We start from the raw sequence: 25,335 nt of genomic DNA on the forward strand, positions 1-25,335 counted from the left end.
TTAAGCCTCCCACCAATGGAAAGGCTTCGCCGTGTAATTGGCGGCCTTTTCGAGGCTGCGACCCAGGCGCAGCAACTGCGCCTCCTCAAACGGCTTGCCAATCAGCTGCAGGCCCAGCGGCAGTCCTTCGCTGCTAAGCCCCGCCGGCACCGACATGCCGGGCAGACCGGCCAGGCTGGTCGGCACGGTGAACACGTCGTTCAGATACATGGTGACCGGATCGTCGTTCTTCATGCCGATGGGGAAAGCCGCATTCGGCGCCGTCGGCGTCAGGATGGCATCGACGCGCTGGAAGGCCTGTTCGAAATCCTTCTTGATCAGCGTGCGCACCTTCTGCGCCTTGGTGTAATAGGCATCGTAATAGCCGGCCGAGAGAACGTAAGTCCCGATCATGATGCGACGCTGCACCTCGCGGCCGAAACCGGCGCCGCGCGTGTTCTCGTACATCTCGGTCAGATCCTTGCCCGGCACGCGCAGGCCGAAACGCACGCCATCATAGCGCGCGAGATTCGACGAGGCCTCGGCCGGGGCGACGATGTAATAGGTCGCCAGCGCGTAGTGGGTGTGCGGCAGGTTGATATCGACGATCTCGGCGCCGGCATCCTTCAGCCACTGCTTGCCCTGTTCCCACAGCGCGGTGATCTCGGGGTTCATGCCGTCCATGCGGTATTCGCGCGGAATGCCGATGCGCATGCCCTTCACACCGCCGTCCAGATTGGCGAGATAATCGGGCACCGGGCGATCCACCGAGGTGCTGTCCTTGGGGTCGAAACCGGCCATGGCCTGCAGCATCAGCGCAGAATCGCGCACCGTGCGGGTCATCGGGCCGGCCTGGTCCAGCGACGAGGCAAAGGCGACGATGCCCCAGCGCGACACGCGGCCATAGGTCGGCTTGATGCCGGTGATGCCGCAGAGCGAGGCCGGCTGGCGGATCGAGCCGCCGGTATCGGTGCCGGTGGCGCCGAGCGCGAAGCCGGCAGCCACCGCCGCCGCCGAGCCGCCCGAGGAGCCGCCGGGTACCAGCTTGGTGCCATCCTTGGCGCGCCAAGGATTGACCACCGGGCCGTAATAGCTGGTCTCGTTCGACGAGCCCATGGCGAATTCGTCGAGGTTCAGCTTGCCCAGCATCACCGCGCCGGCCTTCCACAGGTTGGCGGTGGCGGTCGACTCATATTCCGGGTGGAAGCCGTCGAGGATATGGCTGGCCGCCGTGGTCAGCACACCCTTGGTGGCGAACAAATCCTTGATCGCCAGCGGGATGCCGTCCAGCAGGCCGGCCTCGCCTTTCGCCCGGCGGGCATCGGCGGCCTTGGCCATCTCCAGCGCCTTGTCCGGCGTCTCGGTGATCATGGCATTCAGCGGCTTGGCCGCCTGCATCGCCTTGATGCTGGCCTGGGTCAGCTCGACCGCGGTGAAGTCCTTCTTCGCCAGGCCTTCCAGGGCGCTGGCAATGGTGAGGGCATCGGGATTGACGGTCATTACTCGACCACCTTCGGCACCGTGTAGAAATCGCCCTGGCGCTGCGGCGCGTTTTTCAGCACGGCTTCAGGGTTGCCGCCATCGGTGACCGCATCCTCGCGCTGGCGCATCTTCATCGGCGTCACCGAGGTCATCGGCTGCACGTTGTCGGTGTTGACCGCCTGCAATTCCTCGACAAAGGAAAGAATCCTGTTCAGCTCGGAGGCCATGGCCTCCAGCCGGTCCGGCTCCGTCTTCAGCCGGGCGAGCTTGGCGATTTTCGCCACTGCCGCTGTATCCAATGACATGCGCTGTCCGTTCCGTGGTGGTAAACTTGGGGAGAATCCCTTGAAATAGCGGCGGAAAGTATCATTCGTGACCGGCTCCGGCAACCCTGCCTCACCCCCGGCTAAGTCCTTGTTCAAGCCGGCAGAAGGCCCGATCCGGCTCAGCCCCGGTCAGCGCTTTCTCGGCCTCGATCTGGGCACCAAGACCATAGGATTGGCGCTCTCGGACACCGGCCACCGCATCGCCTCGCCCTACCAGACCCTGGTCCGCAAGAAATTTAGTGCGGATGCCGCGGAATTACAGCGTATCGCTGCCAAGGAAAACGTCGCCGCCCTGGTGCTCGGCCTGCCGGTCAACATGGACGGCACGGAGGGACCGCGCTGCCAGGCGACGCGCGCCTTTGCCCGCAACATGAGCCAGCTGATGCCGCTGCCCATTGCCCTGTGGGACGAGCGGATGAGCACCATGGCGGTGCAGCGGATGATGACGGACGAGGCCGACCTGAGCCGGGCGCGCCGCGCCGAACTGGTCGACAAGCTGGCCGCCAGCTACATCCTGCAGAGCTATCTCGACTGGATCGGCGGGCAGGCGTAATCGCAGCATAACTATCGGGCATATTTCTGCTGGTTGCATACGGATGATCTGATAGAATCCCGCCGAACCGGCGACACAGCCGGAGGAAACGCATCCGCTCCCGTCCCGCAGGCCCAGATGACCGATTTCGCCCTCCCCGTCGGCAACCCGTCCTCCATTCCGAACCGAGACATCAAGGTGATGGCGCTGATCAGCGTCGCGCATGGCTGCAGCCATTTCTTCCAGCTGGTGCTGCCGCCGCTGTTCCCGTTCCTGCGCGAGGATTTTAGCGTCAGCTATACCGAACTCGGCCTGGTGATGACGCTGTTCTATGTCACCTCGGGCGTGCTGCAGACGCCGGCCGGCTTCCTGGTTGACCGTATCGGCGCGCGCAATGTGCTGATCGGCGGACTGGCCATCTTCTGCACCGCGATCCTGCTCTACGGGCTGGCGCCGAGCTACTGGCTGCTGCTGCCGGTGGCCGTGCTCGCCGGCATCGGCAACAGCGTGTTCCATCCCGCCGATTTCTCGATCCTCAATGCATCCGTCGACCAGAAGCGGCTCGGCCGCGCCTATGGCAGCCACACGCTGGGCGGCAATCTGGGCTGGGGCCTGGCGCCGGTGCTGATGGCCGGCGGCGCCGCCCTGTTCGGCTGGCGCGCCGCGCCGATCATCGCAGCCCTGGTGGGCTATGCCGTGCTCGCCGCCCTGCTGCTCAACCGCGACCTGCTGAAGGAAGATGCCGGTGCCGCCCGTCGCGCCGCCGCCAAGGCCGGCGAAAAGGCGGAAGCCCTCGGCCCGCTGCTCACCCTGCCGGTGATGATGTGCTTCGGCTATTTCCTGCTGCTGTCATTCGCATTGATCGGCACGCAGAATTTCCTGCCGGCAACGCTCGCTGCGCTCTACGGCACACCGCTGACACTCGCCACCACGGCGCTGACCGGCTTCCTGCTCGGGGCCTCGGCCGGCGTGATGGTGGGCGGCTGGGTGGCCGACAAGGGCGTGAAGCTGGAAGCCATCGTCATCACCGGCCTGCTGGGGGCCGCCGGCCTGATCCTGGTGGTGGCCAACCTCAACCTGCCCGCTGCGGCGCTGGTGGCGGCGATTGCCGGCGCCGGCTTCCTGCAGGGCTTCACCACGCCGTCACGCGACCTGATCGTGCGCGGCGCGGCGCCCAAGGGCGCCTCGGGCCGCGTCTTCGGCTTCGTCTATTCAGGGCTGGATGCCGGCTCGGCCACGGCGCCGCTGGTGCTGGGCCTGCTGCTAGATCATGGCCGCGCCGACTATGTGCTGTGGTTCGTCGCCGCCATGCTGGCGCTCACCACGCTGACGGCAGTCGCGATCCGGCAGAGTTCGACCCGGAGGGCTGCAACCGTCGCTGCTGAGTGAGCTAGTCCTGCACCGTGCAGCTGGGCGACGATTTGCACCAGCCGCGCACACCGCCGGCGAACATCGACGCCGGATCGGTGCAGGCCGATAACATCAGCAGAACCGCAAAGATGGTAGCTGCGCGCATTACGAGGCCAGCGTTTCGGCCACGAAGGTCTTGCTTATCACCTGCCAGCGGCCATCGAGCTTGATCAGGCTCAGATAGTCGGTGAAGAAGCGCGGCAGGATCGCGCAGTTCAGCTTGACCAGCGCGGTATTCGGCCCGGTGATGTCGACCGACAGGATGCGCTCATGCTCGCGGCCCTGGCCGTTGGCCTTGGGCGACGGCCGGCTCTCGACCGCCTTGCACCAGTCCTCGCGCGGCATGTTGACCAGCTTGCCGTCGGCTGCCACGGCAAACAGGCTGGAGGCCGGATGGAAGGACTGCCGCAGTTTCGCGGTGTCGCCTTCATAGAGACCGTCCAGATAGATCTGGACGATGCTGAGAATATCGTTGACCTGTGCGTTGCTCATGCTGTCCTCCGGTTGGACCGCAGCAGAGCAGCCGGCCCATGCGGGGTCAAGCGTGAGAATGCATCCCGACAATATGGCCGCTAAGGCTGCCGGTGGTATTTGAGCGGCAGCAGCTCGGACGGCGCATAGGCCTTCAGGCCACCGGCCTCATCAGCCAGCAGCACGCGGGCATCCGGTGCGAAATCGCGCAGCATCTCGCGGCAGATGCCGCAGGGCGCCACCACCTGGATTTTCTGGTTCTGCTCGGTCGGGCGCGGATGGCGCACCGAGACGATATCGGTGATCGGATCGGCGGCGCCGATCTGCGCCATCGCCTGGCCGACGGCGACCGCTTCGGCGCAGACCGAGGCGCGGCCGACATAGGTATCGAGATGCAGGCCGGTGACGATCTTGCCCGACTGCGTGCGCAGGGCGGCGGCGATATGATGCCGGCCGACCGCATAGCGCTGTTTGATCAGCGCCATGGCCGCATCGAGCAGTTCCTGATCGGCCGGCGACATCCTGTTCAGCCCAGCTGCTGCAGCGCGTCGGCCAGCTTTTCGGCCAGCGAGGACTGCGCGGTGCGGCGCTCATGCTGTTCGTCCACCACCGCCTGCGGCGCCCGCGACATGAAGGTGGTGTCGGCCAGCTTGGCATCGATCTTGGCGATCTCGGCCAGCGCCTTGTCGCGCTCCTTGCCCAGACGCTGCTTTTCCTTGGCGATGTCGATCACCTCGGCCAGCGGCAGCACGAAAGTGGCTTCGTCGATCACGATGCGGGCCGAACCCTGCGGCGCCGGCTGGTTCTCCGTCATCGTCTCGATGCGGGCCAGCCGCTTGATCGGATCGGCATGGCGGGCCAGCCGTGCCGCCGTCTCGGCATTGCCGCCATTGGCGATCATGGCGATCTTGGCACCGGCCGGCACATTCAGCGCCGCACGCGCCGCACGCACGCCGTCGATCAGGCGGATCAGCCAGTCGATCTCGGCCGCCGCGACCTTGTCCTCGGCCCGCGCGCCATCCTTGGGCCAGTCGCGCAGCATCAGATAACCGCCAGGCGCGCCATACAGCTTGTCCCATAGCTCTTCGGTCACAAAGGGCATGAAGGGATGCAGCAGGTGGATCAGCTGGCGCAGCACATAGGCGCAGGTTGCCTGCGTCTCGGCCTTCAGCGCGGCATCCTCGCCGGTCAGGGCGGGCTTGATCAGCTCCAGATACCAGTCGCAGAAGCTGCCCCAGGTGAAGTGATACAGCGCACCGGCGGCTTCGTTGAACTTGTAGGCGGCCAGTGCGGCCTCGACATCGCGCGCCGCCTTGCCCAGCTCGCCGATCGCCCATTTGTTGACGGTGCCCTGCACGGCTTCAGGTTTGAAATCGGCCGGCAGTGCACAGCCGTTCATCTCGGCAAAGCGCGCGGCATTCCACAGCTTGGTGGCGAAGTTGCGATACCCCTCGACGCGCTGCTCCGACATCTTCACGTCGCGGCCCTGCGCGGCGAAGATGGTGAGCGCGAAGCGCAGGGCATCGGCACCGTATTTGCCGATGACATCCAGCGGGTCCATCACGTTGCCCTTGGTCTTGGACATCTTCTGGCCCTTCTCGTCGCGGACCAGGGCGTGGATGTAGACCGTGTGGAACGGCGCCTTCTTGGTGAAATGCAGGCCCATCATGATCATCCGGGCGACCCAGAAGAAGATGATGTCGAAGCCGGTGACCAGCACATCGGTGGGGTAATGCGACTGCAGCACCGGCGTCTGTTCGGGCCAGCCGAGCGTGGAGAACGGCCACAGCGCGGATGAGAACCAGGTGTCGAGCACATCTTCGTCGCGACGCAGCTCCACCGCCCTGCCGTAATGCTTCCGGGCTTCGGCCTGCGCCTCGGCCTCGTCATAGGCAACAAACACCTTGTCATCCGGACCATACCAGGCCGGAATCTGGTGGCCCCACCAGAGCTGGCGCGAGATGCACCAGGGCTGGATGTTGCGCATCCATTCGAAATAGGTCTTTTCCCAGCTCTTCGGCACGAACTGGATATCGCCCTTTTCCACGGCTTCGATGGCAGGACGGGCGAGCACCTCGGCATTCACATACCACTGCTCGGTCAGCCAGGGCTCGATCACCACCTGTGAGCGGTCGCCATGCGGCACCATATGCGTGTTGGGCTCGATCTTCTCGACCAGGCCCAGCTCTTCCAGATCGGCAACGATCAGCTTGCGCGCGGCAAAACGCTCCATGCCGCGATACTTCTCGGGCACGGCATCGTTCAGCTGGGCATGCTTGTCGAAGATATTGATCATCTCGAGGTTATGGCGCTTGCCGACCTCGAAATCGTTGAAGTCATGCGCCGGCGTCATCTTCACCGCGCCCGAACCCTTCTCGGGATCGGAATATTCATCGGCGACGATGGGGATGCGGCGACCGACCAGCGGCAGGATGGCGAACTTGCCGACCAGATGCCTGTAGCGCTCGTCTTCCGGATGCACGGCAATGCCGGTATCGCCCAGCATCGTCTCGGGCCGCGTGGTGGCCACCGTGATGAAGGTGTCGGCCATGCCCTCGACGGGATATTTGAAATACCACAGGTGAGACTTCACCTCGTGCTGCTCGACTTCCAGGTCGGAGATCGCAGTCAGCAGCTTGGGGTCCCAGTTGACCAGACGCTGGTCCTTGTAGATCAGGCCTTCGCGATACAGCTCGACGAACACCTTGCGCACCGCAGCCGAGAGGCCTTCATCCATGGTGAAGCGTTCGCGGCTCCAGTCGCAGCTCTCGCCCAGACGGCGCTGCTGGCCGGTGATCATGCCGCCGGATTCCGCCTTCCATTCCCAGATGCGCTCGACGAATTTATCGCGGCCCATCTGGTGGCGGTTCAGTTGCTGTGCGGCCAGCTGGCGCTCCACCACCATCTGGGTGGCGATGCCGGCATGGTCGGTGCCGGGCTGCCACAGCGCGTCGCGGCCGAGCATGCGCTGATAGCGGATCAGGATATCCTGCAGGGTGTGATTGAGCGCATGGCCCATATGCAGGCTGCCAGTCACGTTCGGCGGCGGCAGCGCAATCGTATAGGGCTTGCCGGATTTGACGCCCGCTTTGAACGCACCGCCCTCTTCCCAGGCCTTGTACAGGCGGGCTTCGACATCCTGGGGCGAAAAGCTCTTGTCCAGCATTGGGCTACAACTCGGCGATCATTCGGGAAAGGGCGAAAATAAAGACGATCCGGCCGCGCAAGTCCAGACTTGGGCGGGGCCGGTCCGGCGGCAAAACACGCGGTTTTAGAGGTGGTCCTGCTCTTCTTCCGCCTGGATGGTCAGGCGGGCGACCTCGCGCTCGACGATACGCTGGACGATGGTGGCCAGATGGGCATCCAGCCATTCCTTCAGCATCGGGCGCAGCAGTTCCTTGACCAGTTCTTCCAGCGTGCGCTGGCTGTTGCCCATCGCCATGGCGCGTGAGCCGGAAATGGCGCTGGACAGCTGGCCCAGATGGGCGGCGGCACGGGTGGCGGTCGGCTGCGAGACCAGACCTTCCATCTCGTCGCGCACCACATCGGTGAGTTCGAACACGTCTTCATGCCGCGGCGGTGGCGGCGGCGCGGCCCGGCGGGGGCGCGGCGGCGGCGGCGGCATCGGCGGTGGTTCTTCGAAATCAGGCTCGGGCTCCGGCTCGGCCATCATCGGCTCGGGCTCGGGTTCCGGCATCATCGGCTCGGGTTCCGGTTCCGGCTCGGGCTCCGGATCCGGCATCGCCATCATCGGCTCGGGTTCAGGCTCCGGCTCAGGTGCGGGCGGCGGCGGCGGCGTCTCGGGCGCGGCGGCCGGCTGGTCGGCCCCGTCTTCGGAAATGATCCGGCGAATGGAGGCAAGGATTTCCTCCATGGTCGGTTCATTTTGGCCTGCCTTGGGGTCGCTCATCCCTTGCCCGATACTCTTCTGTTACGCGTGGCCATCTATGGTCGCCGTCATTATGACGGTCCATGGCATGCAGGCCATCGCTGACCTAGCCAAGGCTTCATCGCCGGGGCCGAATCAATCAGGTCAATGGTATGCGCGGGAAAGATAACCGAACTGTTAACCTGGGTTAAGGGGATTTTCCCCTAATTCCCGGTCCGGCTGCGTTTTTCGCCCGATTCGTGGTCATTTGAACCACGAATCGGGCCAGAAAACGAACTGTCGCTCACTCGTCGGCGTTCAGGCCGCCGTCGGTGCCGAACCACTTGCCGCGCACGCGTTCATAGTTGTCGGTCGGATCGTAATACTCGACCGGCAGCGCCAGCGCGCGGGCGCCCAGACGGCCAACCGAGGACAGCAGCGTGAAACCGGCAACATATTCGTCGCGACGGGCACGCACTTCGGCCACCCGGGCGTCGAGATACTCCTGCTCCTGGTCCAGCACATCCAGCGTGGTGCGCGAACCGACCTCGGCTTCCTGCTGCACGCCTTCCAGCGCGATGCGGGCAGCCTGCACCTGGCTGGTGCGCGCCGTGATGTTCGAGCGTGCCGTGCTGAGATTTTCCCAGGCCTGCACGACTGACTGACGCACCGCGCGGCGCTGTTCCTCGACCTGGATACGGCGCTGGTTGTGCACCTGCTTGCGCTGGCGCGTCTGGCTGTAGACGGCGCCGCCTTCATACAGTGGCACCGTCACGGTGACGGCGACTTTCTTGGTGTCGGTCTCGAAGTTGTTGCGGATGGTTTCATCGGCCTTCGACACGGTGCCGTTCAGCGACACGGTGGGCAGCAATGCGCCCGATGCTGTGCGCACGTCATTCTTGGCCGCGACTTCACGGAAGCGTGCACCCAGCAGGTCGGGATTCTCGTCGTATGAGATCGCCAGCGCCTCTTCCTCGCTTTTCGGCAGCTGCGGCAGCGGCGGCGGCGGGGTCAGAACGCGCGGCATCTCGCCGATCACGCGCGCCAGCACGGCACGCGAGGACACCAGCGCGCCTTCAGACGAGATGCGGTCAGCCGTGGCGCGGGCCAGACGGGATTCAGACTGCGCCACGTCGGTGCGGGTGATCTCGCCGACACGGAAGCGTTCGCGCACGGCTTCCAGCTGGCGGCGCAGCACTTCCTCGTTGTTGCGGTTCAGCTCAAGCACCGCCTGGTTCTGCACCACATCCATATAGGCGGTGACGGCATCCAGCAGCACGCGGCGCTCCGTGCTGGCCAGATCCTGCCGGCCAGCCAGAATCAGCGCTTCGGCGGAATCGGTGGCAGCTTCGGTGCGGCCGCCGCGATACAGCGGCTGCGACACAGTGAGCTGCAGCGTGTTGGGGTTCATTGTGCCGTCGCGGTTGGTCGCCGACTGGGGATCATATTCCAGCCACTGGCGACCGCGCTCGTTGCTCAGATTGACGGTCGGGCGCCAGTTGGACAGCGCCTGCGGCACGCCTTCGTCGGTGGCGCGCAGCGCAGCGCGGGCCGCGAGCAGCGTCGGATTGTTGTTGTAGGCAGCAGCGAACACCTCGTTCAGCGACTGTGCCTGGGCAGTCTGCACCATTGCCATGCAGCTCACGGCGACCGCCGTTGCCAGAAGGGTTCTTGTGAAGCTCATGACGCGCATCCGTCCTTCATCTTGTTTCATCGTTTTTCGCCGCGGCGCGTCCCGACCGTATTCCCCAAACTCTTATTGTTTTGTTTATGCACTCAGTACGTCGCCATGCCCGGATCGATCTGCTCGGCCCAGGCATGGATACCCCCGGCGAGATTACTCGCCTGCGTAAAACCATTCTGCCGCAGCCAGCCGGTGACCTGGCGGCTGCGTCCGCCGTGATGGCACATCACCACCAGCGGTTTGTCATGTGGTAATTCGGTTACCCGCTGCGGCACCTGGCGCATCGGAATATGCAGCGTGCCGGGCAGCGCCACCGTGGCGATCTCCCAGTCCTCGCGCACATCGAGCACCGCGATATCCTGGCCGGCCTTGCGCCAGGCATCCAGGTCGGCGACGTCGATTTCCAGCGGGGCCTCGGCCATAGCGATCAGAAGACGAAGCCGGCCGCGCGATCGAAGCCGGGCAGGCCCGGCGTGCCGGAATCGAACAGCACGCGCTGCGGAAACAGGTTGCCGTTGCGCTTGACGATCACGGCCTGTCCGATCGGCGCATCGGATGCACGCAGCACGCCAATCAGGCGGCCGCCTTCGGCCAGCTGGTCGAGCAGCGCGGGAGAGATTTCCGGCACGGCACCGGCGAGCAGGATGATGTTGAACGGCCCCTGCTTCGCGAGACCGTCTTTCAGGGCGCCCTCGACCAGAGCAACGTTGTCGATGCCCAGACCCTGCAGCGTCGCGGCGGCCAGCTGGCTCAGCGCCGCATCGGCTTCCAGGCCGATCACCGTGCTGGTCAGCTTGGCCAGCACCGCAACCTCGTAGCCCGTGGCGGCCCCCACCACCAGCGCAACTTCGCTGGGCTGGATCTCGGCTTCCTGCAGCAGGCGGGCCAGAACCATCGGTTCCATCAGATAGCGGCCGGGCGCCACGGCCACGTCCTCGTCCATATAGGCGACGCCGCGATAGGTCTTGGGCACGAACTGCTCCCGCGGCAGGGCGGCCATGGCATCGATCACCTGCTCGTCGATGACCTTGTTGGGTCGGAGCTGGGTCAGCACCATCTGGCGGCGTGCTTCGGCGAATTGGCGTTCGGCTTGAGCCATGGGGTCGGAATCCGGGGCTGGAACACGGGGTTGGGACAGGCGCCGTTTATAATGCTGCGATGCCGCAAAAACAACGGTTCTATTGTGGGTTAGCAGGTTTCCCGGGCACCAGCGGTAACCGGCGTCACAGCCCCGCGACGGCCCTGACGGCATTTGGCAAAGCCTTGACCCCACAGGGCGGCAACCCTTAGTAAGGGGCGCGCTCGCGAGGTCTGGTGGCGGAGTGGTGACGCAGCGGACTGCAAATCCGCGTACGCCGGTTCAATTCCGGCCCAGACCTCCAATTTCCCCCCTGAAAGGGCGCCTGTCCGTCCCCGGTTCGCCGGCCGGAACCTTAATTAGCGATAACACCCCCTTCTATACCCGTCGCCGCCTGTCTATCTTGGAATATCAGGCATTTATCGCGGCAGGAGGCGGCGATGCGTATCCTTGGTTACGGCAAGACCGAAAAAGTCGACCATCTGGTCAGCAAGGAGATGCTGGACCGGGAGTCGGCTCGCAAACTGCAAAAATTCCTCGAAGAAGTCGAAATGGCGATCTTCAGCGCCAATCGCGAGGTGATGAAGAAGGCGGTGCCGGAACTGACCCGCGACTCCTTCATGGCCTTTGCCGTGCGGGTCGCCGAGGCCCGCGCCCGCTACCTCAAGATCGCCCTCGAACTGGCCACCATCACCAATCCCAGCGCCGACGACATCGGTCGGCTGAAAGCGGCCCGCGAGGCCAATGACGAGCTGGTGCAGGCCTTCGAGGCCACCAAACGCGTGATCGAGCGCGGCTACACCCTTCTCGCCCGCTAGCTTGCGGCATCCTCCGCGAAAGGCGACGTGCCACCCGCGGGATTGAAAACCATTTGCCAGGGGCGCAGCGTCGCCTGCAGCAGGCCGGACTGCACAGCCGGATCATCCTCCATCATCCGCCGCGCCGCGGTCTCGTCGCTGCTGTCCAGCACCGCGATGCCACCGCCCGCTGCATCGCGGAACAGGCCGGCCATCAGCAACTGGCCGTTCTCCATCAGCCGCTGCAGATAGACCTGATGATCGTGCAGCGCCTGTTTGGGCGCGGCCTGGCCCGCCGGCCAGGCCGGGCCGCGCTGGTAATCGATCCAGTAGACCGGACGCGGCTTCGGCATCCCTGCTCCGTCAGTTGCGTTTCCCCGCTGCCCAGTCCTGCGCCTGCTGCAGGGCCTGCGGATCGATCCGCGTCTCCCCCAGCTGTCGCATGAGCGTGGCGAGATCGTAGTAGAAGCGCTCCTCCACGAACAGCCCGTCACGAAACCGCACGAAGACCACGAAGGGCAGCACAAAAGCCCGCCCAGTCGGCGCCAATCCGAGGAAATCGCCGACATGCCGCCCGGTATATTGCGGCTCGGCCACATAGGTGTCGTCGTCGATCCAGTGGGCGCTGCCGATGGCTGAGCGCTCCACCACATTGCCAAAGGCGGTCCACCATTGCCGGTAATGCCGTTCCGCCCCGGCATGACCGTGAAACGCCTGACCGATGGCAAGGTCGCGGAAAATGCAGTCCGGATGCACGGTTGCCAGGGTGGCGGCCATGTCATGAGCGTTTTCCGCCGCCAGATGACGCTGCAGCATCAGGCGGTTGGGATGGGGCTGAACGGTCATGGTTTCCTCCGGGTTTCCAAGCCTAGACGGCGCGGTCCGCCGCCTTGTGACAGCGGGCCGAACCGGGCATGATTTCCGCGTCCCTCGCCCCACATTGGCCTCGCTCTGCATTGGCCTCGCCCTAGATCGTAAACTTATGACCGCCCTGCCCGATTCCATTGATGCCGTCGAAACCCTGCTGAACAGCGGCGACTATGTCGCCGACCGTTCGCTGGCCACCACGCTGTTCCTGGCACTGAAGATGGGCCGGCCCCTGTTCCTGGAAGGCGAAGCCGGCGTCGGCAAGACCGAAATCGCCAAGGTGCTGGCCGCCACACTGAACCGCCGCCTGGTGCGCCTGCAATGCTACGAGGGTCTCGATCTTTCCTCGGCCGTCTATGAATGGAACTACCCGCGCCAGATGCTGGAAATCCGCCTGGCCGAAGCGGCTGGCTCTGGAGACAAGGAAAAGCTGGGCCGCGATCTGTTCAGCCCCGACTTCCTGATCGAGCGGCCGCTGCTGCAGGCGCTGAAGCCCGACCCGGCCGGCGCGCCGGTGCTGCTGATCGACGAACTGGACCGCACCGACGAACCCTTCGAGGCCTATCTGCTGGAGGTGCTGTCCGACTTCCAGATCACCATTCCCGAGATCGGCCCGATCAAGGCCGCCGAGCCGCCGATCGTCATCATCACCTCGAACCGCACGCGCGAGATCCATGACGCGCTGAAACGCCGCTGCCTGTATTACTGGGTCGATTATCCCAGCGCCGAACGCGAACTGGCGATCCTCAAGCGCAAGGTTCCGGGCGCGCCGCAGCGGCTGAGCCGCGAGATCGTCGGCTTCGTGCAGCATCTGCGCGAGACCGAGTTGTTCAAGCTGCCCGGCGTGGCTGAAACCATCGACTGGACGCGTGCGCTGGCCTTCCTCGACAAGGTCAGCCTCGATCCCGAAACCATCGACAATACCCTGGGCGTGCTGCTGAAATACCAGGACGACATCGCCAAGATGAAGGGCAGCGAAGCCGCCACCATCCTGCGCCAGGTGCAGCAGGACATGGCCGCGCTTGGCGTCTGAGCCTCCGATGCTGCTGCCCGAACCTCCGACACCAGAGTCCGGCAGCGACGGCGGCGCCTTTGCCACCAATATCGTGCATTTCGTGCGCCTGCTGCGCGCATCCGGCCTGCGGCTGGGGCCCGGCAAGGCGATGGATGCCGTGCGCGCGGTGGAAGCCGCCGGCATCCGCCGCCGCGATGATCTGTACTGGACGCTGTTCTCGGTGCTGGTGAGCCGGCGCGACCAGCGCGAGCTGTTCGACCAGGCCTTCCATATCTTCTGGCGCGATCCGAAAATTTTGGAACGCATGATGAGCCTGCTGCTGCCGCAGACAGATGGCATGGCCGAACCACGCAAGAGCAGCATGTCGCAACGGTTGCGCGAGGCGTTGCTGCCCGGCGGCGGCAGCCGGCCGGCGCAGGAGCCCAGGGAAGTCGAGATCGATGCCACGCTGACCTTCTCGGCCGAGGAACTGCTGCAGAAGAAGGATTTCGCCGAGATGACGGCGGAAGAGATGGAGCATGCCAAAACGGTGATGGCGCGCATCGCATGGCCGTTCCGACCAACCCGCACGCGCCGCCTGCGCGCCGATATCCGCGGCCATCGCATCGACCTGCGCGCCAGCCTGCAGGCCAGTTTGCGCACCGGGGGCACGATCATTCCGCTGAAGCGGAAAAGCCCCGGCGAAAAACCGCCGCCGCTGGTGGTGCTGTGCGACATTTCCGGCTCGATGAGCCAGTACAGCCGCATGTTCCTCCATTTCATGCATGCCCTGAGCAATGACCGCAGCCGCGTGCACAGCTTCCTGTTCGGCACCCGCCTGACCAATATCAGCCGGCTGCTGCGCCAGCGCGATGTGGACAAGGCGCTGGCGGCGGTGAGCGAAAAGGTGCCGGACTGGTCGGGCGGCACCCGCATCGGCACGACACTGGCGGAATTCAACCGGCTGTGGTCGCGCCGCGTGCTGGGCCAGGGCGCCGTCGTGCTGCTGCTGACCGACGGGCTGGACCGCGAGAGCGGCCAGGGCCTGGCGCGCGAGATGGAGCGGCTGCATAAATCCTGCCGCCGCCTGATCTGGCTCAATCCCCTGCTGCGCTGGGATGGTTTCGAGCCGAAAGCCGCGGGTATCCGCGCCATCCTGCCCCATGTTGACGATTTCCGCCCGGTTCACAATCTTAGCTCCATCGCCGATCTCGCCCATGCGCTGAGCCATGCCAGCGACGAGGGCAACCGGCTCAAGCTCAATCTCGGGAGACTGGCCGCATGAGCACCGATCCCATGGCAAATGTTTCCAGCGATATCCTGACCACGGCGCTGGACTGGAAAAGCGCCGGCAAGGCTGTCGCGCTCGCCACCGTCGTCACCACCTGGGGCTCCGCACCGCGCCCGGTCGGCAGCCAGCTGGCTGTCGATGGCGAGGGCAAATTCATCGGCTCGGTCTCGGGTGGCTGCATCGAGGGCGCCGTGGTGACCGAGGCGCTGGATGCCATTGCCGATGGCAAGCCGCGGCTGCTCGATTTCGGCGTGTCGGATGCGCAGGCCTGGGAAGTCGGGCTGGCCTGCGGCGGCAAGATCCAGATCTATGTCGAACGGCTGGATGGATGAAACAGGAACTTCTCACCCAATTGCAGCAGGACCGCGCCGAGAAGCGGCCCGTGGTGCTGGCCACCTTCCTCAAGACCGGCGAACAGCGCCTGCTGTATCTGACCGGCAAGAAGGGCCTGAAGGATCTCGATCCGCGCATCGGCGAGGCGGCGCGGGCCGCCCTGATCGAGGACAAGCCGCGCACGGTGGAAACCGAGCAGGGCCCCCTCTTCCTCAATGTGTTCAATCCGCCGCTGCGGCTGATCCTGGTCGGTGCCGTGCATATCGCCCAGGCCCTGGTGCCGATGGCACAGCTGGCTGGTTACGAGGTGATCGTGATCGATCCGCGCAGTGCGTTTGGTTCGGTGGAGCGCTTCCCCGGGATCACGCTGTCGAATGACTGGCCCGACGAGGCCATGGCACAGCTGAAGCCCGACCTGCGGACCGCGCTGGTGACGCTGACGCATGATCCCAAGATCGATGATCCGGCACTGATCGCCGGGCTGAAATCCGATGTTTTCTACATCGGCGCGCTGGGCAGCAAGAAAACCCATGCCAGCCGCATCGAACGCCTGACCGCGGCGGGTTTCGGGCCAGACGATTTCGCCCGCATCCATGGTCCGGTGGGCCTGAATATCGGCGCGAAATCACCGGCTGAAATCTCCATCTCGATCCTGGCGCAGATGACCGCAGCGCTGCGCCAGCAGACCGCCCCGGCCGCGTCGGCGGCAGCCTGAGATGCAGTTCGGTCCCATGCCGGTGCGCGCCGCCACCGGCGGCATCCTTGGCCACAGCCTGTCGGTCGGCAAAGAGCGCTTCCGCAAGGGCCGCCTGCTCAGTGCCGCCGATATCGCGGCCCTTGAAGCTGCCGGGCATGCCACGGTGTATGTCGCGCGGCTGGGTGACGGCGACATGGCGGAAGACGAAGCCGCCCGCCGTATCGCCACGGCTCTGGCTGGCCCGCAGGCGCGTACGGCCGCCGCCTTTACCGGCCGCGCCAATCTCTATGCCGAGACTGCAGGCCTTGCGCGCATCGACACCGCGCGACTGGATGCCCTGAACGAACTCGACGAAGCGCTCACCATCGCCACGCTGGCCGATTACGAACCGGTTGAGGCCGGCCAGATGCTGGCCACCGTGAAGATCATTCCCTTCGCCGCGCCGCGCAGTGCCATCGAACGCGGCGAAGCCATGCTGAAAGGCCAGCCGCCGCTGGTGCAGGTGGCACCGTTCCAGCCGCATGAGATCGGCCTGGTGCTGACCCGCGTGGCGGATACCAAGGACAGCGTCCTGGCCAAGACCGAACTGGCGGTCAGCCAGCGGTTGGCGCAACTGGGCAGCCGCATCCGCGGCCTGCGCACCGTCGCCCATGACGAAGGCGCCATCGCCGCCGCCATTGCCGAGCTGAAGGCTGCAGGCTGCGCGCCGATCCTGGTGTTCGGGGCATCCGCCACCGTCGATCGCCATGATGTGGTGCCCGCCGGCCTGATGCGGGCCGGTGGCGAGGTGCTGCATTTCGGCATGCCGGTCGATCCCGGTAACCTGCTGATGCTCGGCCGCCATGGTGACGTTTTCGTGATCGGCGTGCCGGGCTGTGCCCGCTCGCCCAAGCTGAACGGCTTCGATTGGGTGCTGCAGCGGCTGTGTGCCGGCATTGCGATCAGCCGCCGCGACATCATGCGGATGGGCAGCGGCGGCCTGCTGAAAGAAATTCCGACCCGGCCCATGCCGCGCGATGGCAGCGGCATCGCCGGCGCGGCAGATTCCACAGCACCGCGGCGGCCAAAAATCGGCGCCCTGATCCTGGCCGCCGGCCTGTCGAGCCGCTTTGGTGCCGGCCACAAACTGCTGGCCGAACTGGATGGCAAGCCGGTGCTGCGCCATACCATCGAGCATGTGCTGGCCAGTTCGGCTCGCCCGCTCCTGCTCGTCACTGGGCATCAGGCCGATACCGTGCGCGATGCCGCCGGTGACGGCGTCGAAATCATCCACAATCCGGCCTATGCCGAGGGCCTGGCCAGCTCGCTGCGCGCCGGGCTGAGCGCGCTGCCGCAGGGGCTGGATGGCGTTTTGGTCTGTCTGGGCGATATGCCGGATGTGACCTCTGCAACCTTGGAGGCACTCATTGCCGCTTTCAACCCGGTGGAAGGCCGCGCGATCTGCCTGCCGGTCGTCGGCGGCAAGCGCGGCAATCCAACACTCTGGGGCCTGCAATTCCTGCCCGAACTGCTGCGGCTGGAAGGCGATAATGGCGCCCGCAGCCTGTTTGGGCCGCATGCGGAATGGGTCTGCGAGGTGCCGGTGGATGATCCCGGCGTCCTCCACGACTACGATACCCCTGCGGCACTCGCGGCCCGCCCGGTTACCAAGTCTTAACCGCAAGTCTTTGGCTTTAAGCGAATATTATCCACAGCTGCAGCATTAACTATGTCTTCCGGCTTTTTCCCATGGGGGGAATTTGCCATAGTGCCGCAGGGGGCAGCCTAGATTGGCTGGTTGTCGCCCTCTCCACGACCGTTACCGGAGAAAGCGACTAATTAATGAGTGAGGCACAACAGAACCAATCGTCTGACGACGAGAAGATGTTCACCGATTTTGACCGCCTGGCGCGGGGCAAGATTTTCGGTGGCCGTCTCGCCGCAGTGATTCAGTTCGTTAATCCAAAGACCTTCGAGCGTAATCGGGAAAGCTACAACATCGTTGTGCATTCGATGCGTTCTCTCATGTCGAAATACGAGGGCACGTTCTACACGCTGCACGACTATTCGATCGTGATGTTCATCCGGCTCTCAGAGCGGTTTTTCGACCAGACCTTCGAAAAGCTGGTGCTTGAGATCGACGATATTCTGACCCGCAACAACGTCGCCATCGGCCTGACCCCTGAGGAAGCCGAGAACGCCGTACGCTGGTATCGCTTCGACAGCCAGTTCGAAGACCTGCAGGAGCTGATGGATAATATCCAGCAGCGCTTCCGCGTCTTTGCCGAACGTCGCAAGCGCTTGCTGGCCAAGGCGGGCACCGCGGCCACGGCCGGCGACGGCACGCCGCTGACGCCCGGCGCGCTGCAGCAGATCGATGACATCCTGAAGAAAGCCGATGTCTCGACCTTCATGAAGCGTCAGCCAGTGACTCTGTGCTTTGGCAATCAGCCGCCGAAGCCGATCTTCCAGGAAATCTTCGTCGGCGTGAACGAGCTGCGCCAGGCGATTGCACCGACCGTGAATCTGCGCGGTGCGCGGTCGCTGTTCCATCACCTGACCCGCACGCTGGATACCCGCGTGTTCCGCGCCCTGCTGGATGGCTATGTCACCCGCAACAGCGGCCCGTTCAGCATCAACCTGAATGTCAGCACCATCCTGAGCGACACCTTCCGCGATTTCGACAGCCGCATCGGCAATATCGTGAAGAAGGAACAGATCATCATCGAGATGCAGCGCTACGATGTGTTCTGGGATTACAACGAGTATCTGCTGGCCTGCGAATTCCTGCATAACTCCGGCTACCGCATCCTGATCGACGGCATCACGCCTGACCTGCTGCAGTTGTTCGGCCGTAAGGAACTGAAGGCCGATTTCGTCAAGCTGTTCTACTTCAAGGATCGCCACGAAGACTGGATCGACAAGGAGCTGGCGAGCAGGATCGGCGAAGCCGATGCCAACCGCGTGATCATGGCGCGTTGCGAGACCGAAGAGGCGCTGAAGGCCGGCATGGCCGCCGGCATCCGCCTGTTCCAGGGCTGGCATATCGACAACATGATCCGTGCCTCGCGTGAAGTGGTGAACTGAGCCGGCGCTGGCGCGTTCGGCATTTCAACAGCAACTTGCAGGGTTCAGTACCATGTGGAACCGTTCCAGCCAGCGACCCAACCAGACCGAGAACCAGGTGACGGAAGTCCGCGCCGGTTCGGCTACGCATGCGCCCAGCCGCAAGCCGGTGACGCCGAAGGACAACGAGCGGATCGAGAAGATCCTTGCCAGCATCGCAATTGATACATCGCAGACCTTCAATGCGATGCTGGACTCGCTGATGGGTGAGCGTCCGGTGACGCATCACGAAAGCAACCAGACCCGCGATTTCATCGGCACCGTGTTCGATGAAATCCGCATGGAAAGCAATCGCGACGCCGTGATCCTGGCGCGCAAGTTTGCCGATATGTGCATGCGTGCCGCCGACCAGCTGAACGACAACCACCAGCGCACGGTTGCCCGTTGCGTGTCGGAGCTGTTCGAGCAGTTTGCCGCCAAGCTCGATCACCGCGAGCCGGCCAACTCCAACTGATTGCCGGCTGATGGCTGAACGCCCTGCCGCCCTCAGGCGGCGGGGCGATACTGCTCGAGTTCGGACAGGAACTTGCCGACGATACGGCCGGCATCATCGCCGGTCGCGGTGCGGAACAGCGCCGCATCCTCGGCGCCGAGCGTGGCCAGGGGCCGGACCAGGCCGTCGAAGAACAGGAAGAACTCGCGGTCGCCGAATGGCAGCGCCTGCCCTTCGAAGGGCCGCTCGATATACACATTCGATGACAGTCCTACCGCAGTAGGATCGTGCTGCATCACCTTGACCACCCAGTCGCGCCGCGTCTCGAACACCCGGAAGGCACGGATCACGCGGCCGATCACCTTGAAATAGAGCTGCTTGGCGCGCGGGTCGGCATAGAAAGACACCCAGTCGAGATTGCCGCCGGCGCTGACGCGGATTTCCTCGGCGATGCTGGCGGCTTCGTCCGCCATCGCCTCGACCTCGTCGCCGAACAGCGACCGCACGAAGAAGAAGTAGTTGCCGATCAGCCGGCGGTCGAGCTTTTCCTCGCTGAACAGCGGGTCGAGCGGGTGCACCAGCAGACGGCCGAAGGCGTTGATGCGGGCACCGCGCCGGGCATCCTCCTCCACCACCCGCATCAGGCTGTCGTAGGAGGCGCGATAGTAATGGTCGTAGTCCGGCGCGCCTTTCATCGCCTCGACGAGCTGGCGCAGCGTCTCGACGCTGAAGGGGGCCTTCTTGGCTTCCGCCTCGGCGCCCTGCAGCAGGGCGTCGAACAGCTTGTTGGCCATCTGGCGAAGAAACTCCGGACCGCGGGTAATCATGGGTTTTCTACTCTGGCAGCCGAATCCGTTCAGGTTGGGTGCAGCTTAAAGAAGCCCCCCAGCCGATGCGAGCCCCATATTGGCGCCACCCGCCGGACCGGCACAAAAAGGCATGCGCATTGCCCATAGATTGTTAACCCTGCCATTGCGGCTCTGCCCCGGGCAAGGCTACAGTCCGGCCCGAACATTCCCTTTTGCGTATTGCACCCCCTCATGAGCCTGATCCTGACGCTGTCCTGCCATGACCGTCCCGGCATCGTTGCCGCGGTCTCCGGTTTCCTGGCCGCCCATCGCTTCAACATCCGCGACTCCGCCCAGTTCGGCGACAGCGAAACCGGCCTGTTTTTCATGCGGGTCAGCGTCGACGATCTGGAAGCCGGACCCAATGGGCAGGGCCGCCCGCTGGAGCAGCTGCGTGCCGCCTTTGCACCGGTGGCGGCCCCCTTTGAGATGACCTGGGAACTGCATGACGAAGCCGCGAAATCGCGGATGCTGATCCTGGTCTCTAAATTCGGCCATTGCCTGAACGACCTGCTGTACCGCTATTCGATCGGCGCCCTGCCGGTGGAGATCCCGGCCATCGTATCCAACCACCGCGACTGGTATCAGCGCGCGGCAGCCCATGACATCGCCTATCACCACTGGCCGGTGACCGCCGACAGCAAGGCACGGCAGGAAAAGATGCTGCGCGACCTGATCGAGCAGGAGAAGATCGACCTGATCGTGCTGGCGCGCTACATGCAGGTGCTGTCACCCGACCTCTGCCGCGACTATGCCGGCAAGATCATCAATATCCATCACTCGTTCCTGCCCAGCTTCAAGGGCGCCAAGCCCTATCAGCAGGCGCATCTGCGCGGCGTGAAGCTGATTGGTGCCACGGCGCATTACGTCACCGCCGATCTGGATGAGGGCCCGATCATCGAGCAGGAGGTTGCCCGCGTCGATCACGGCTATTCGCCCGATCAGCTGGCCGCGACCGGCCGCGATATCGAAAGCCTGGTGCTGGCCCGCGCGGTGAAATACCACGTCGAGCACCGGATTTTCCCGAATGGGACAAAGACCGTGGTGTTCCGCGGCTAAAGTCACAGGCCTATTTCGCGGTCAGGACTTGCCCGGGGCTGGACGGCGCGCATCTGCGGTCTATGTCCGCCAGGATGCATAAGAAGCCTAATCTGCCAAGCAAGATCTGTACGGTCTGCGCCCGCCCCTTCGCCTGGCGCCGCAAGTGGGCGCGGAGCTGGGACGAGGTCAGATACTGCTCAGTCGCCTGCCGCCGCAAGCGTCGCCCATCATGACTGGCGCAACTCTTCGACTCGTGTTGGGCGATCAGCTCAGCCCGACAATTTCATCACTGCGCGACAGTCACCTGGGAAACGATACCGTTTTGATCGCAGAGGTGATGTCGGAGGCGACATATGTCCGCCATCACAAGAAGAAAATTGCGTTCCTGTTTTCCGCGATGCGGCATTTCGCCGAAGAATTACGGCAGGCCGGCCACCGCGTCATATATGTGAGGCTCGATGATGCCGACAATACTGGATCACTGTATGGCGAGGTATCCCGTCATGCCGACATGATGCGCGCGGACCGTATCGTGGTGACCGAGCCAGGCGAATGGCGGCTGAAAGCGGATATGGAAGGCTGGGCGGTACGTCTGGCCCGACCCGTCGATATTCTGGAGGATGACCGCTTTCTCTGCAGCCACGTCGAGTTCCGGCGCTGGGCAGCGAACCGGAAAGAACTTCGCATGGAGTTCTTCTATCGCGAGATGCGACGCCGGCACGACATTCTGATGGATGCGGCAGGGAAGCCTGAGGGTGGTCGCTGGAACTTTGACAGCGACAATCGGCGCTCTTTACGCGGCCATGAGGCTATACCGCGTCGTCCCGACATGATCATGGACGCCGTGACGCGACAAGTGATCGACCTGGTTGAGCGTGTATTCGCACAGCATTTCGGGGATATCGAGCCCTTTGACTTTGCCGTCACCAGTATAGAGGCAGAGCGTTTGATGGAATGGTTTTTCCGTCACGCCTTGCCCTATTTTGGCGACTATCAGGATGCCATGCAGCAGGGCGCGCCATTCCTGTTTCACAGCCTGCTCAGCCCGTATCTCAACTGTGGCCTGCTCGATCCGCGGGAACTGTGTCGCCGCGCAGAAACCGAATGGCGCAAGGGCCGCGCCCCGCTCAACGCTGTCGAAGGCTTCATTCGCCAGATTCTGGGATGGCGTGAATTTATTCGCGGCGTCTATTGGCTCGAAATGCCTGGCTATGCCCGCAGCAATGCCCTGGCTGCCACGCGGCCATTGCCCTGGTTTTACTGGTCTGGACAAACAGCCATGAATTGCATCGCACAAGTGGTCGGTGAGACCAGACGCAATGCCTATGCCCATCACATCCAGCGGCTGATGGTGACCGGGAATTTTGCACTTCTGGCCGGAATCGCCCCAGCGGAGGTCGAGGCCTGGTATCTCGCTGTGTATGCGGATGCCTATGACTGGGTCGAATTGCCCAATACCCATGGCATGGCCCTGTTTGCCGATGGCGGGCGTCTGGCTTCGAAGCCCTACGCAGCCTCGGGAAAGTATATTCAGCGCATGTCGGATTATTGCCGCCCTTGCCGGTATGATGTGAAGCAGACACTCGGCTCCACCGCCTGTCCGTTTAACGCGCTCTATTGGGATTTCTTGTCGCGGAATGCCGATCGCCTGGGGCGTAACCCACGTCTCGCGATGCCATACCGTAATCTTGCGCGTATGCCGGCCAGTCAGCGCCAGGCTATTTCGCTCAAAGCGGCAGAGATTCTAGCCTCGCTTGATGATTCGGATCGTGGCTCCCATCCAGCCCCCGCCGAGCAGATGCCGTTGCTGCTAGCAGGGAACGATCAGGCAGACATGACCTAGACCGCACGCGGCGCGAAACCAGCCTTCGCCTGCGCCGGCGGAATGCTGCTGCCCGATACGCCGAGAGTTTCCAGCAGGTCGATCAGGGCCAGATCGTCATACGGCTTGGGAAGAATCCTGCTCAGCCTGCTGCCCGCGAAACCGGGCGCCACTGCCTTTTCGTCATATCCCGTCGCCAGCACGATCGGAAGATGCGGCGCCAGGGCGCGGAATTCGATAGCCAGCAGGTCACCGCGACAATCCGGCAGGCCGAGATCGACGATCACCGCGGCAAGATCAGGGATCTTCTGCCAAACAGCTCGCGCCTCGGCACCCGATCCGGCTTCCTCGACACGGAAGCCGGCGGCTTCCAGATTGCCGGCGACGACCATGCGCATCAGCGGGTCATCCTCGACCAGCAGCAGAATCTTGCGACTCTCCATCGTCTCGGTAATGTCATCCGAACGCCCCAGGCTGTCGGCGATTACCAGAACCGAGGTCAGCGTGTCGTCGACGCCATCGAGTTCCGGCGCCGGATCGGCGGATTTGAAGGTGATGGTGATACAGGTTCCGGCCCTGGTGCGGGTCTCGACATTCAGCGCCCCTTCAAGCTTTTCCACCATGGCCAGCACGATCTTGCTGCCCATGCCCTTGCTCTTGCGCCAGGCCGCCTCGTCCACACCGATGCCGTCATCCTCGACCTGCACCGTGATCAGATCACCATTGCGCTCGGCCTTGACCCGGATCGGACCATCGCCGGTGGGATAGGCATATTTCAGGGAGTTGATCACCAGTTCGGTGACGATCAGACCGATCGGGATGGCAAAGTCGGTGCCGATCCGGGTCTGGCTCGCTAGAAACTGCAATGAACGCCCGCCACGATCGGCCGACTGGCGCAGATCTTCCACCAGACCACAGAGATAGTCAGCCAGGTCGACAAACCGCACATTCGCTGATGTGTAGAGGCGTTTATGCACGCGAGCGACCGCGGCAACCCGCTTGTAGGCATCCAGCAGGGTCTGGGCCAGCCGCCGGTCGCTTTGCGCTGTCGATTGCACCTGCAACAGGCTGGCGACCAACTGAAGGCTGTTCGACACCCGGTGGTTCACTTCATGGATCAGCACCGCGCGCTCGTTGGCCAGGGCCTCGAAACGATCGCGGGCCTCGCGCATCTCGGCTTCAGCGCGTTCGCGCAGGAAACTCTGCCGCCGGGTTTCCAGCGCCCCCTCGATGGCTGCCCGCAGCAGCGTGAGGAATTCCGGGCTGGCATCCTTGATCACATAGTCGGTGGCTCCGGCTTTGAGGGCCGCAACGGCAATCCGTCCTTCCGATTCACCGGTGACGTACACCACCGGCGGCGGCTTGGGCAGGGTGGCAATCATGGCCAGCGTATCCAGGCCCACCTGGTCAGGCATGTGATGATCCAGCGCCACCACATCGACATCGGCACTGCTGCGCAGCCGCTCATAACCCGCCTTGCCGCTGGTCAGGACCTCGACAACGAAACCGTTCCGCTCAAGCTCCTTCTGCACCAGGCGCCCGAGACCCAGGTCATCATCGATGTAAAGAAGACGTGAACGGTTTTCGGTCATCAGACTGTCTCGGGTACCTGCATGACCATGAAGAACAGACCCAGTTGACGGATCGCCTGGGCGAAGTTCTCGTAGTTGACCGGCTTGGTGATGTAGACGTTGCAGCCGAGATCGTAGCAGCGCTGGATTTCCGTCTTGTCATCGGTGGTGGTCAGGATCACCACCGGCATGCGACGCAGACCTGGATGCTCCTTCACACGGCGCAGGATTTCGGTGCCCGACATGTCGGGCAGGTTGAGATCCAGCAGCACGAGATAGGCGCCGCCATGGGAACCGGTATCGCCATCGCCAGCCTTCATCAGATACTCGACCGCCGGGCCGCCGGCAGTGAATGGAATGATTTGATTGTTGACGCCGGCACGGCGGATATTCTTCTCGATCAGACGAGCGTGGCCCTCGTCATCCTCGATCATCACAATTGTTACTGCACTATCGTCGCTCATCATCTTCCTGGTGTCTCTATACCTGCGGGCAACGCCAAAAAAGCAGGGCTTCAGGATAAAACACTGACCGCCCGTTCCCGACTGCCACCACATCTGCAGGTACGTCTGCCCAAGTGAGGCCAGCGCCCTCACCCAAACGATTCTGTACCCCGTTGCGGCGGAACAAATCAATCAATGCGATTAAGCCCCTGCCCGGTATTCCGCGACTAAAGTCCGCGATTGACCAGTATAAACGGGGAATG

28 protein-coding genes and 1 tRNA gene are annotated in these 25,335 nt (G+C 63.8%); 14 read left to right on the forward strand and 15 right to left on the reverse strand.

Annotation, left to right across the window (positions count from 1 at the left end; genetic code table 11):
• The gene (gene gatA / locus AAG821_RS15180) at positions 1–1,479 is read right to left on the reverse strand and encodes an Asp-tRNA(Asn)/Glu-tRNA(Gln) amidotransferase subunit GatA (protein ID WP_341913059.1); all 1,479 of its coding nucleotides are present in this window, start codon (positions 1,477–1,479) and stop codon (positions 1–3) included.
• A complete protein-coding gene (gene gatC / locus AAG821_RS15185) occupies positions 1,479–1,766 on the reverse strand; it encodes an Asp-tRNA(Asn)/Glu-tRNA(Gln) amidotransferase subunit GatC (protein WP_341913060.1) in 288 nt (95 codons plus the stop codon). Before gatC ends, gatA begins: the two co-directional genes overlap by 1 nt.
• 109 nt (positions 1,767–1,875) lie before the next feature.
• Between gatC and ruvX the strand changes: the two genes are divergently transcribed.
• A complete protein-coding gene (gene ruvX, locus AAG821_RS15190; protein WP_341913062.1) occupies positions 1,876–2,340 on the forward strand; it encodes a Holliday junction resolvase RuvX in 465 nt (154 codons plus the stop codon).
• A gap of 117 nt (positions 2,341–2,457) precedes the next feature.
• Positions 2,458–3,708, forward strand: coding sequence for an MFS transporter (locus tag AAG821_RS15195; RefSeq protein WP_341913064.1), 1,251 nt, complete (start codon positions 2,458–2,460; stop codon positions 3,706–3,708).
• Position 3,709: 1 nt separating this feature from the next.
• Here the strand turns inward: AAG821_RS15195 and AAG821_RS15200 are convergent, their stop codons facing one another.
• From AAG821_RS15200 to AAG821_RS15235, 8 genes are all read right to left on the reverse strand, one after another.
• Positions 3,710–3,835 carry a hypothetical protein gene (locus tag AAG821_RS15200; protein ID WP_341913065.1) on the reverse strand — a complete coding sequence of 42 codons (126 nt, stop codon included), beginning with the start codon at positions 3,833–3,835 and terminating at the stop codon, positions 3,710–3,712.
• The gene (locus AAG821_RS15205; RefSeq protein ID WP_341913067.1) at positions 3,835–4,221 is read right to left on the reverse strand and encodes a nuclear transport factor 2 family protein; all 387 of its coding nucleotides are present in this window, start codon (positions 4,219–4,221) and stop codon (positions 3,835–3,837) included. Before AAG821_RS15205 ends, AAG821_RS15200 begins: the two co-directional genes overlap by 1 nt.
• A gap of 80 nt (positions 4,222–4,301) precedes the next feature.
• A complete protein-coding gene (locus tag AAG821_RS15210) occupies positions 4,302–4,721 on the reverse strand; it encodes a cytidine deaminase (RefSeq protein ID WP_341913070.1) in 420 nt (139 codons plus the stop codon).
• Positions 4,722–4,726: 5 nt separating this feature from the next.
• Entirely contained in the window at positions 4,727–7,366 is a 2,640-nt protein-coding gene (locus AAG821_RS15215; RefSeq protein ID WP_341913072.1) for a valine--tRNA ligase, read from the reverse strand.
• A gap of 105 nt (positions 7,367–7,471) precedes the next feature.
• The gene (locus tag AAG821_RS15220; RefSeq protein WP_341913074.1) at positions 7,472–8,110 is read right to left on the reverse strand and encodes a DUF2497 domain-containing protein; all 639 of its coding nucleotides are present in this window, start codon (positions 8,108–8,110) and stop codon (positions 7,472–7,474) included.
• Between the two features lie 262 nt (positions 8,111–8,372).
• Positions 8,373–9,752 (reverse strand): TolC family outer membrane protein, encoded by a 1,380-nt coding sequence (locus tag AAG821_RS15225; RefSeq protein ID WP_341913076.1) that lies wholly within the window; start codon positions 9,750–9,752, stop codon positions 8,373–8,375.
• A gap of 92 nt (positions 9,753–9,844) precedes the next feature.
• Entirely contained in the window at positions 9,845–10,174 is a 330-nt protein-coding gene (locus AAG821_RS15230; protein WP_341913078.1) for a rhodanese-like domain-containing protein, read from the reverse strand.
• Between the two features lie 5 nt (positions 10,175–10,179).
• Positions 10,180–10,851, reverse strand: a complete 672-nt coding sequence (locus tag AAG821_RS15235; RefSeq protein ID WP_341913080.1) for a protein-L-isoaspartate O-methyltransferase — start codon at positions 10,849–10,851, stop codon at positions 10,180–10,182.
• 209 nt (positions 10,852–11,060) lie between these two features.
• Between AAG821_RS15235 and AAG821_RS15240 the strand changes: the two genes are divergently transcribed.
• Together AAG821_RS15240 and AAG821_RS15245 are read left to right on the forward strand one after the other, a co-directional pair.
• A tRNA-Cys gene (locus tag AAG821_RS15240) sits at positions 11,061–11,134 on the forward strand.
• Positions 11,135–11,270: 136 nt separating this feature from the next.
• Positions 11,271–11,648 carry a hypothetical protein gene (locus AAG821_RS15245; RefSeq protein ID WP_341913081.1) on the forward strand — a complete coding sequence of 126 codons (378 nt, stop codon included), beginning with the start codon at positions 11,271–11,273 and terminating at the stop codon, positions 11,646–11,648.
• On the opposite strand, the gene AAG821_RS15250 is transcribed toward AAG821_RS15245, so the two are convergent.
• Both AAG821_RS15250 and AAG821_RS15255 read right to left on the reverse strand, forming a co-directional pair.
• Positions 11,645–11,980 carry a YciI family protein gene (locus tag AAG821_RS15250; protein WP_341913082.1) on the reverse strand — a complete coding sequence of 112 codons (336 nt, stop codon included), beginning with the start codon at positions 11,978–11,980 and terminating at the stop codon, positions 11,645–11,647. The two genes, AAG821_RS15245 and AAG821_RS15250, sit on opposite strands and share 4 nt — an antisense overlap.
• 10 nt (positions 11,981–11,990) lie before the next feature.
• Entirely contained in the window at positions 11,991–12,473 is a 483-nt protein-coding gene (locus AAG821_RS15255) for an ester cyclase (protein ID WP_341913083.1), read from the reverse strand.
• Positions 12,474–12,609: 136 nt separating this feature from the next.
• Here AAG821_RS15255 and AAG821_RS15260 point away from each other — a divergent pair, with 136 nt between their 5' ends.
• The 7 genes from AAG821_RS15260 to AAG821_RS15290 all read left to right on the forward strand — a co-directional run bounded on the left by AAG821_RS15260 (position 12,610) and on the right by AAG821_RS15290 (position 19,368).
• Positions 12,610–13,527, forward strand: coding sequence for a MoxR family ATPase (locus tag AAG821_RS15260; RefSeq protein ID WP_341913084.1), 918 nt, complete (start codon positions 12,610–12,612; stop codon positions 13,525–13,527).
• A gap of 7 nt (positions 13,528–13,534) precedes the next feature.
• Entirely contained in the window at positions 13,535–14,773 is a 1,239-nt protein-coding gene (locus AAG821_RS15265; RefSeq protein ID WP_341913085.1) for a VWA domain-containing protein, read from the forward strand.
• Positions 14,770–15,111: an XdhC family protein gene (locus AAG821_RS15270; RefSeq protein WP_341913087.1), complete on the forward strand. Its 342-nt coding sequence runs from the start codon at positions 14,770–14,772 to the stop codon at positions 15,109–15,111. The genes AAG821_RS15265 and AAG821_RS15270 overlap by 4 nt, the downstream gene beginning before the upstream one ends.
• On the forward strand, positions 15,108–15,827 hold the full coding sequence (locus AAG821_RS15275; protein ID WP_341913089.1) for an XdhC family protein: 720 nt from the start codon (positions 15,108–15,110) through the stop codon (positions 15,825–15,827). The genes AAG821_RS15270 and AAG821_RS15275 overlap by 4 nt, the downstream gene beginning before the upstream one ends.
• Before the next feature lies 1 nt (position 15,828).
• Positions 15,829–17,466 (forward strand): molybdopterin-binding/glycosyltransferase family 2 protein, encoded by a 1,638-nt coding sequence (locus tag AAG821_RS15280; RefSeq protein ID WP_341913090.1) that lies wholly within the window; start codon positions 15,829–15,831, stop codon positions 17,464–17,466.
• A 164-nt stretch (positions 17,467–17,630) separates the two neighbouring features.
• A complete protein-coding gene (locus tag AAG821_RS15285) occupies positions 17,631–18,875 on the forward strand; it encodes an EAL domain-containing protein (RefSeq protein ID WP_341913093.1) in 1,245 nt (414 codons plus the stop codon).
• A 52-nt stretch (positions 18,876–18,927) separates the two neighbouring features.
• Positions 18,928–19,368, forward strand: a complete 441-nt coding sequence (locus tag AAG821_RS15290; RefSeq protein WP_341913095.1) for a hypothetical protein — start codon at positions 18,928–18,930, stop codon at positions 19,366–19,368.
• Positions 19,369–19,400: 32 nt separating this feature from the next.
• Here AAG821_RS15290 and AAG821_RS15295 read toward each other — a convergent pair whose 3' ends face one another.
• Complete coding sequence (locus AAG821_RS15295; protein ID WP_341916332.1) at positions 19,401–20,141, reverse strand: hypothetical protein; 741 nt, start codon at positions 20,139–20,141, stop codon at positions 19,401–19,403.
• Between the two features lie 246 nt (positions 20,142–20,387).
• Here AAG821_RS15295 and purU point away from each other — a divergent pair, with 246 nt between their 5' ends.
• From purU to AAG821_RS15310, 3 genes are all read left to right on the forward strand, one after another.
• Complete coding sequence (purU, locus tag AAG821_RS15300) at positions 20,388–21,254, forward strand: formyltetrahydrofolate deformylase (protein WP_341913098.1); 867 nt, start codon at positions 20,388–20,390, stop codon at positions 21,252–21,254.
• Between the two features lie 74 nt (positions 21,255–21,328).
• Entirely contained in the window at positions 21,329–21,469 is a 141-nt protein-coding gene (locus AAG821_RS15305) for a DUF2256 domain-containing protein (protein WP_341913100.1), read from the forward strand.
• The gene (locus tag AAG821_RS15310) at positions 21,466–23,079 is read left to right on the forward strand and encodes a cryptochrome/photolyase family protein (protein ID WP_341913102.1); all 1,614 of its coding nucleotides are present in this window, start codon (positions 21,466–21,468) and stop codon (positions 23,077–23,079) included. The genes AAG821_RS15305 and AAG821_RS15310 overlap by 4 nt, the downstream gene beginning before the upstream one ends.
• On the opposite strand, the gene AAG821_RS15315 is transcribed toward AAG821_RS15310, so the two are convergent.
• Together AAG821_RS15315 and AAG821_RS15320 are read right to left on the reverse strand one after the other, a co-directional pair.
• Positions 23,076–24,650 carry a response regulator gene (locus AAG821_RS15315; RefSeq protein WP_341913104.1) on the reverse strand — a complete coding sequence of 525 codons (1,575 nt, stop codon included), beginning with the start codon at positions 24,648–24,650 and terminating at the stop codon, positions 23,076–23,078. The two genes, AAG821_RS15310 and AAG821_RS15315, sit on opposite strands and share 4 nt — an antisense overlap.
• Positions 24,650–25,093, reverse strand: a complete 444-nt coding sequence (locus tag AAG821_RS15320; RefSeq protein ID WP_341916334.1) for a response regulator — start codon at positions 25,091–25,093, stop codon at positions 24,650–24,652. The genes AAG821_RS15315 and AAG821_RS15320 overlap by 1 nt, the downstream gene beginning before the upstream one ends.
• Between the last annotated feature and the right edge of the window lie 242 nt (positions 25,094–25,335).

It is taken from the genome of Ferrovibrio terrae, from assembly GCF_943372915.1.
GTDB lineage: Bacteria > Pseudomonadota > Alphaproteobacteria > Ferrovibrionales > Ferrovibrionaceae > Ferrovibrio > Ferrovibrio terrae_A.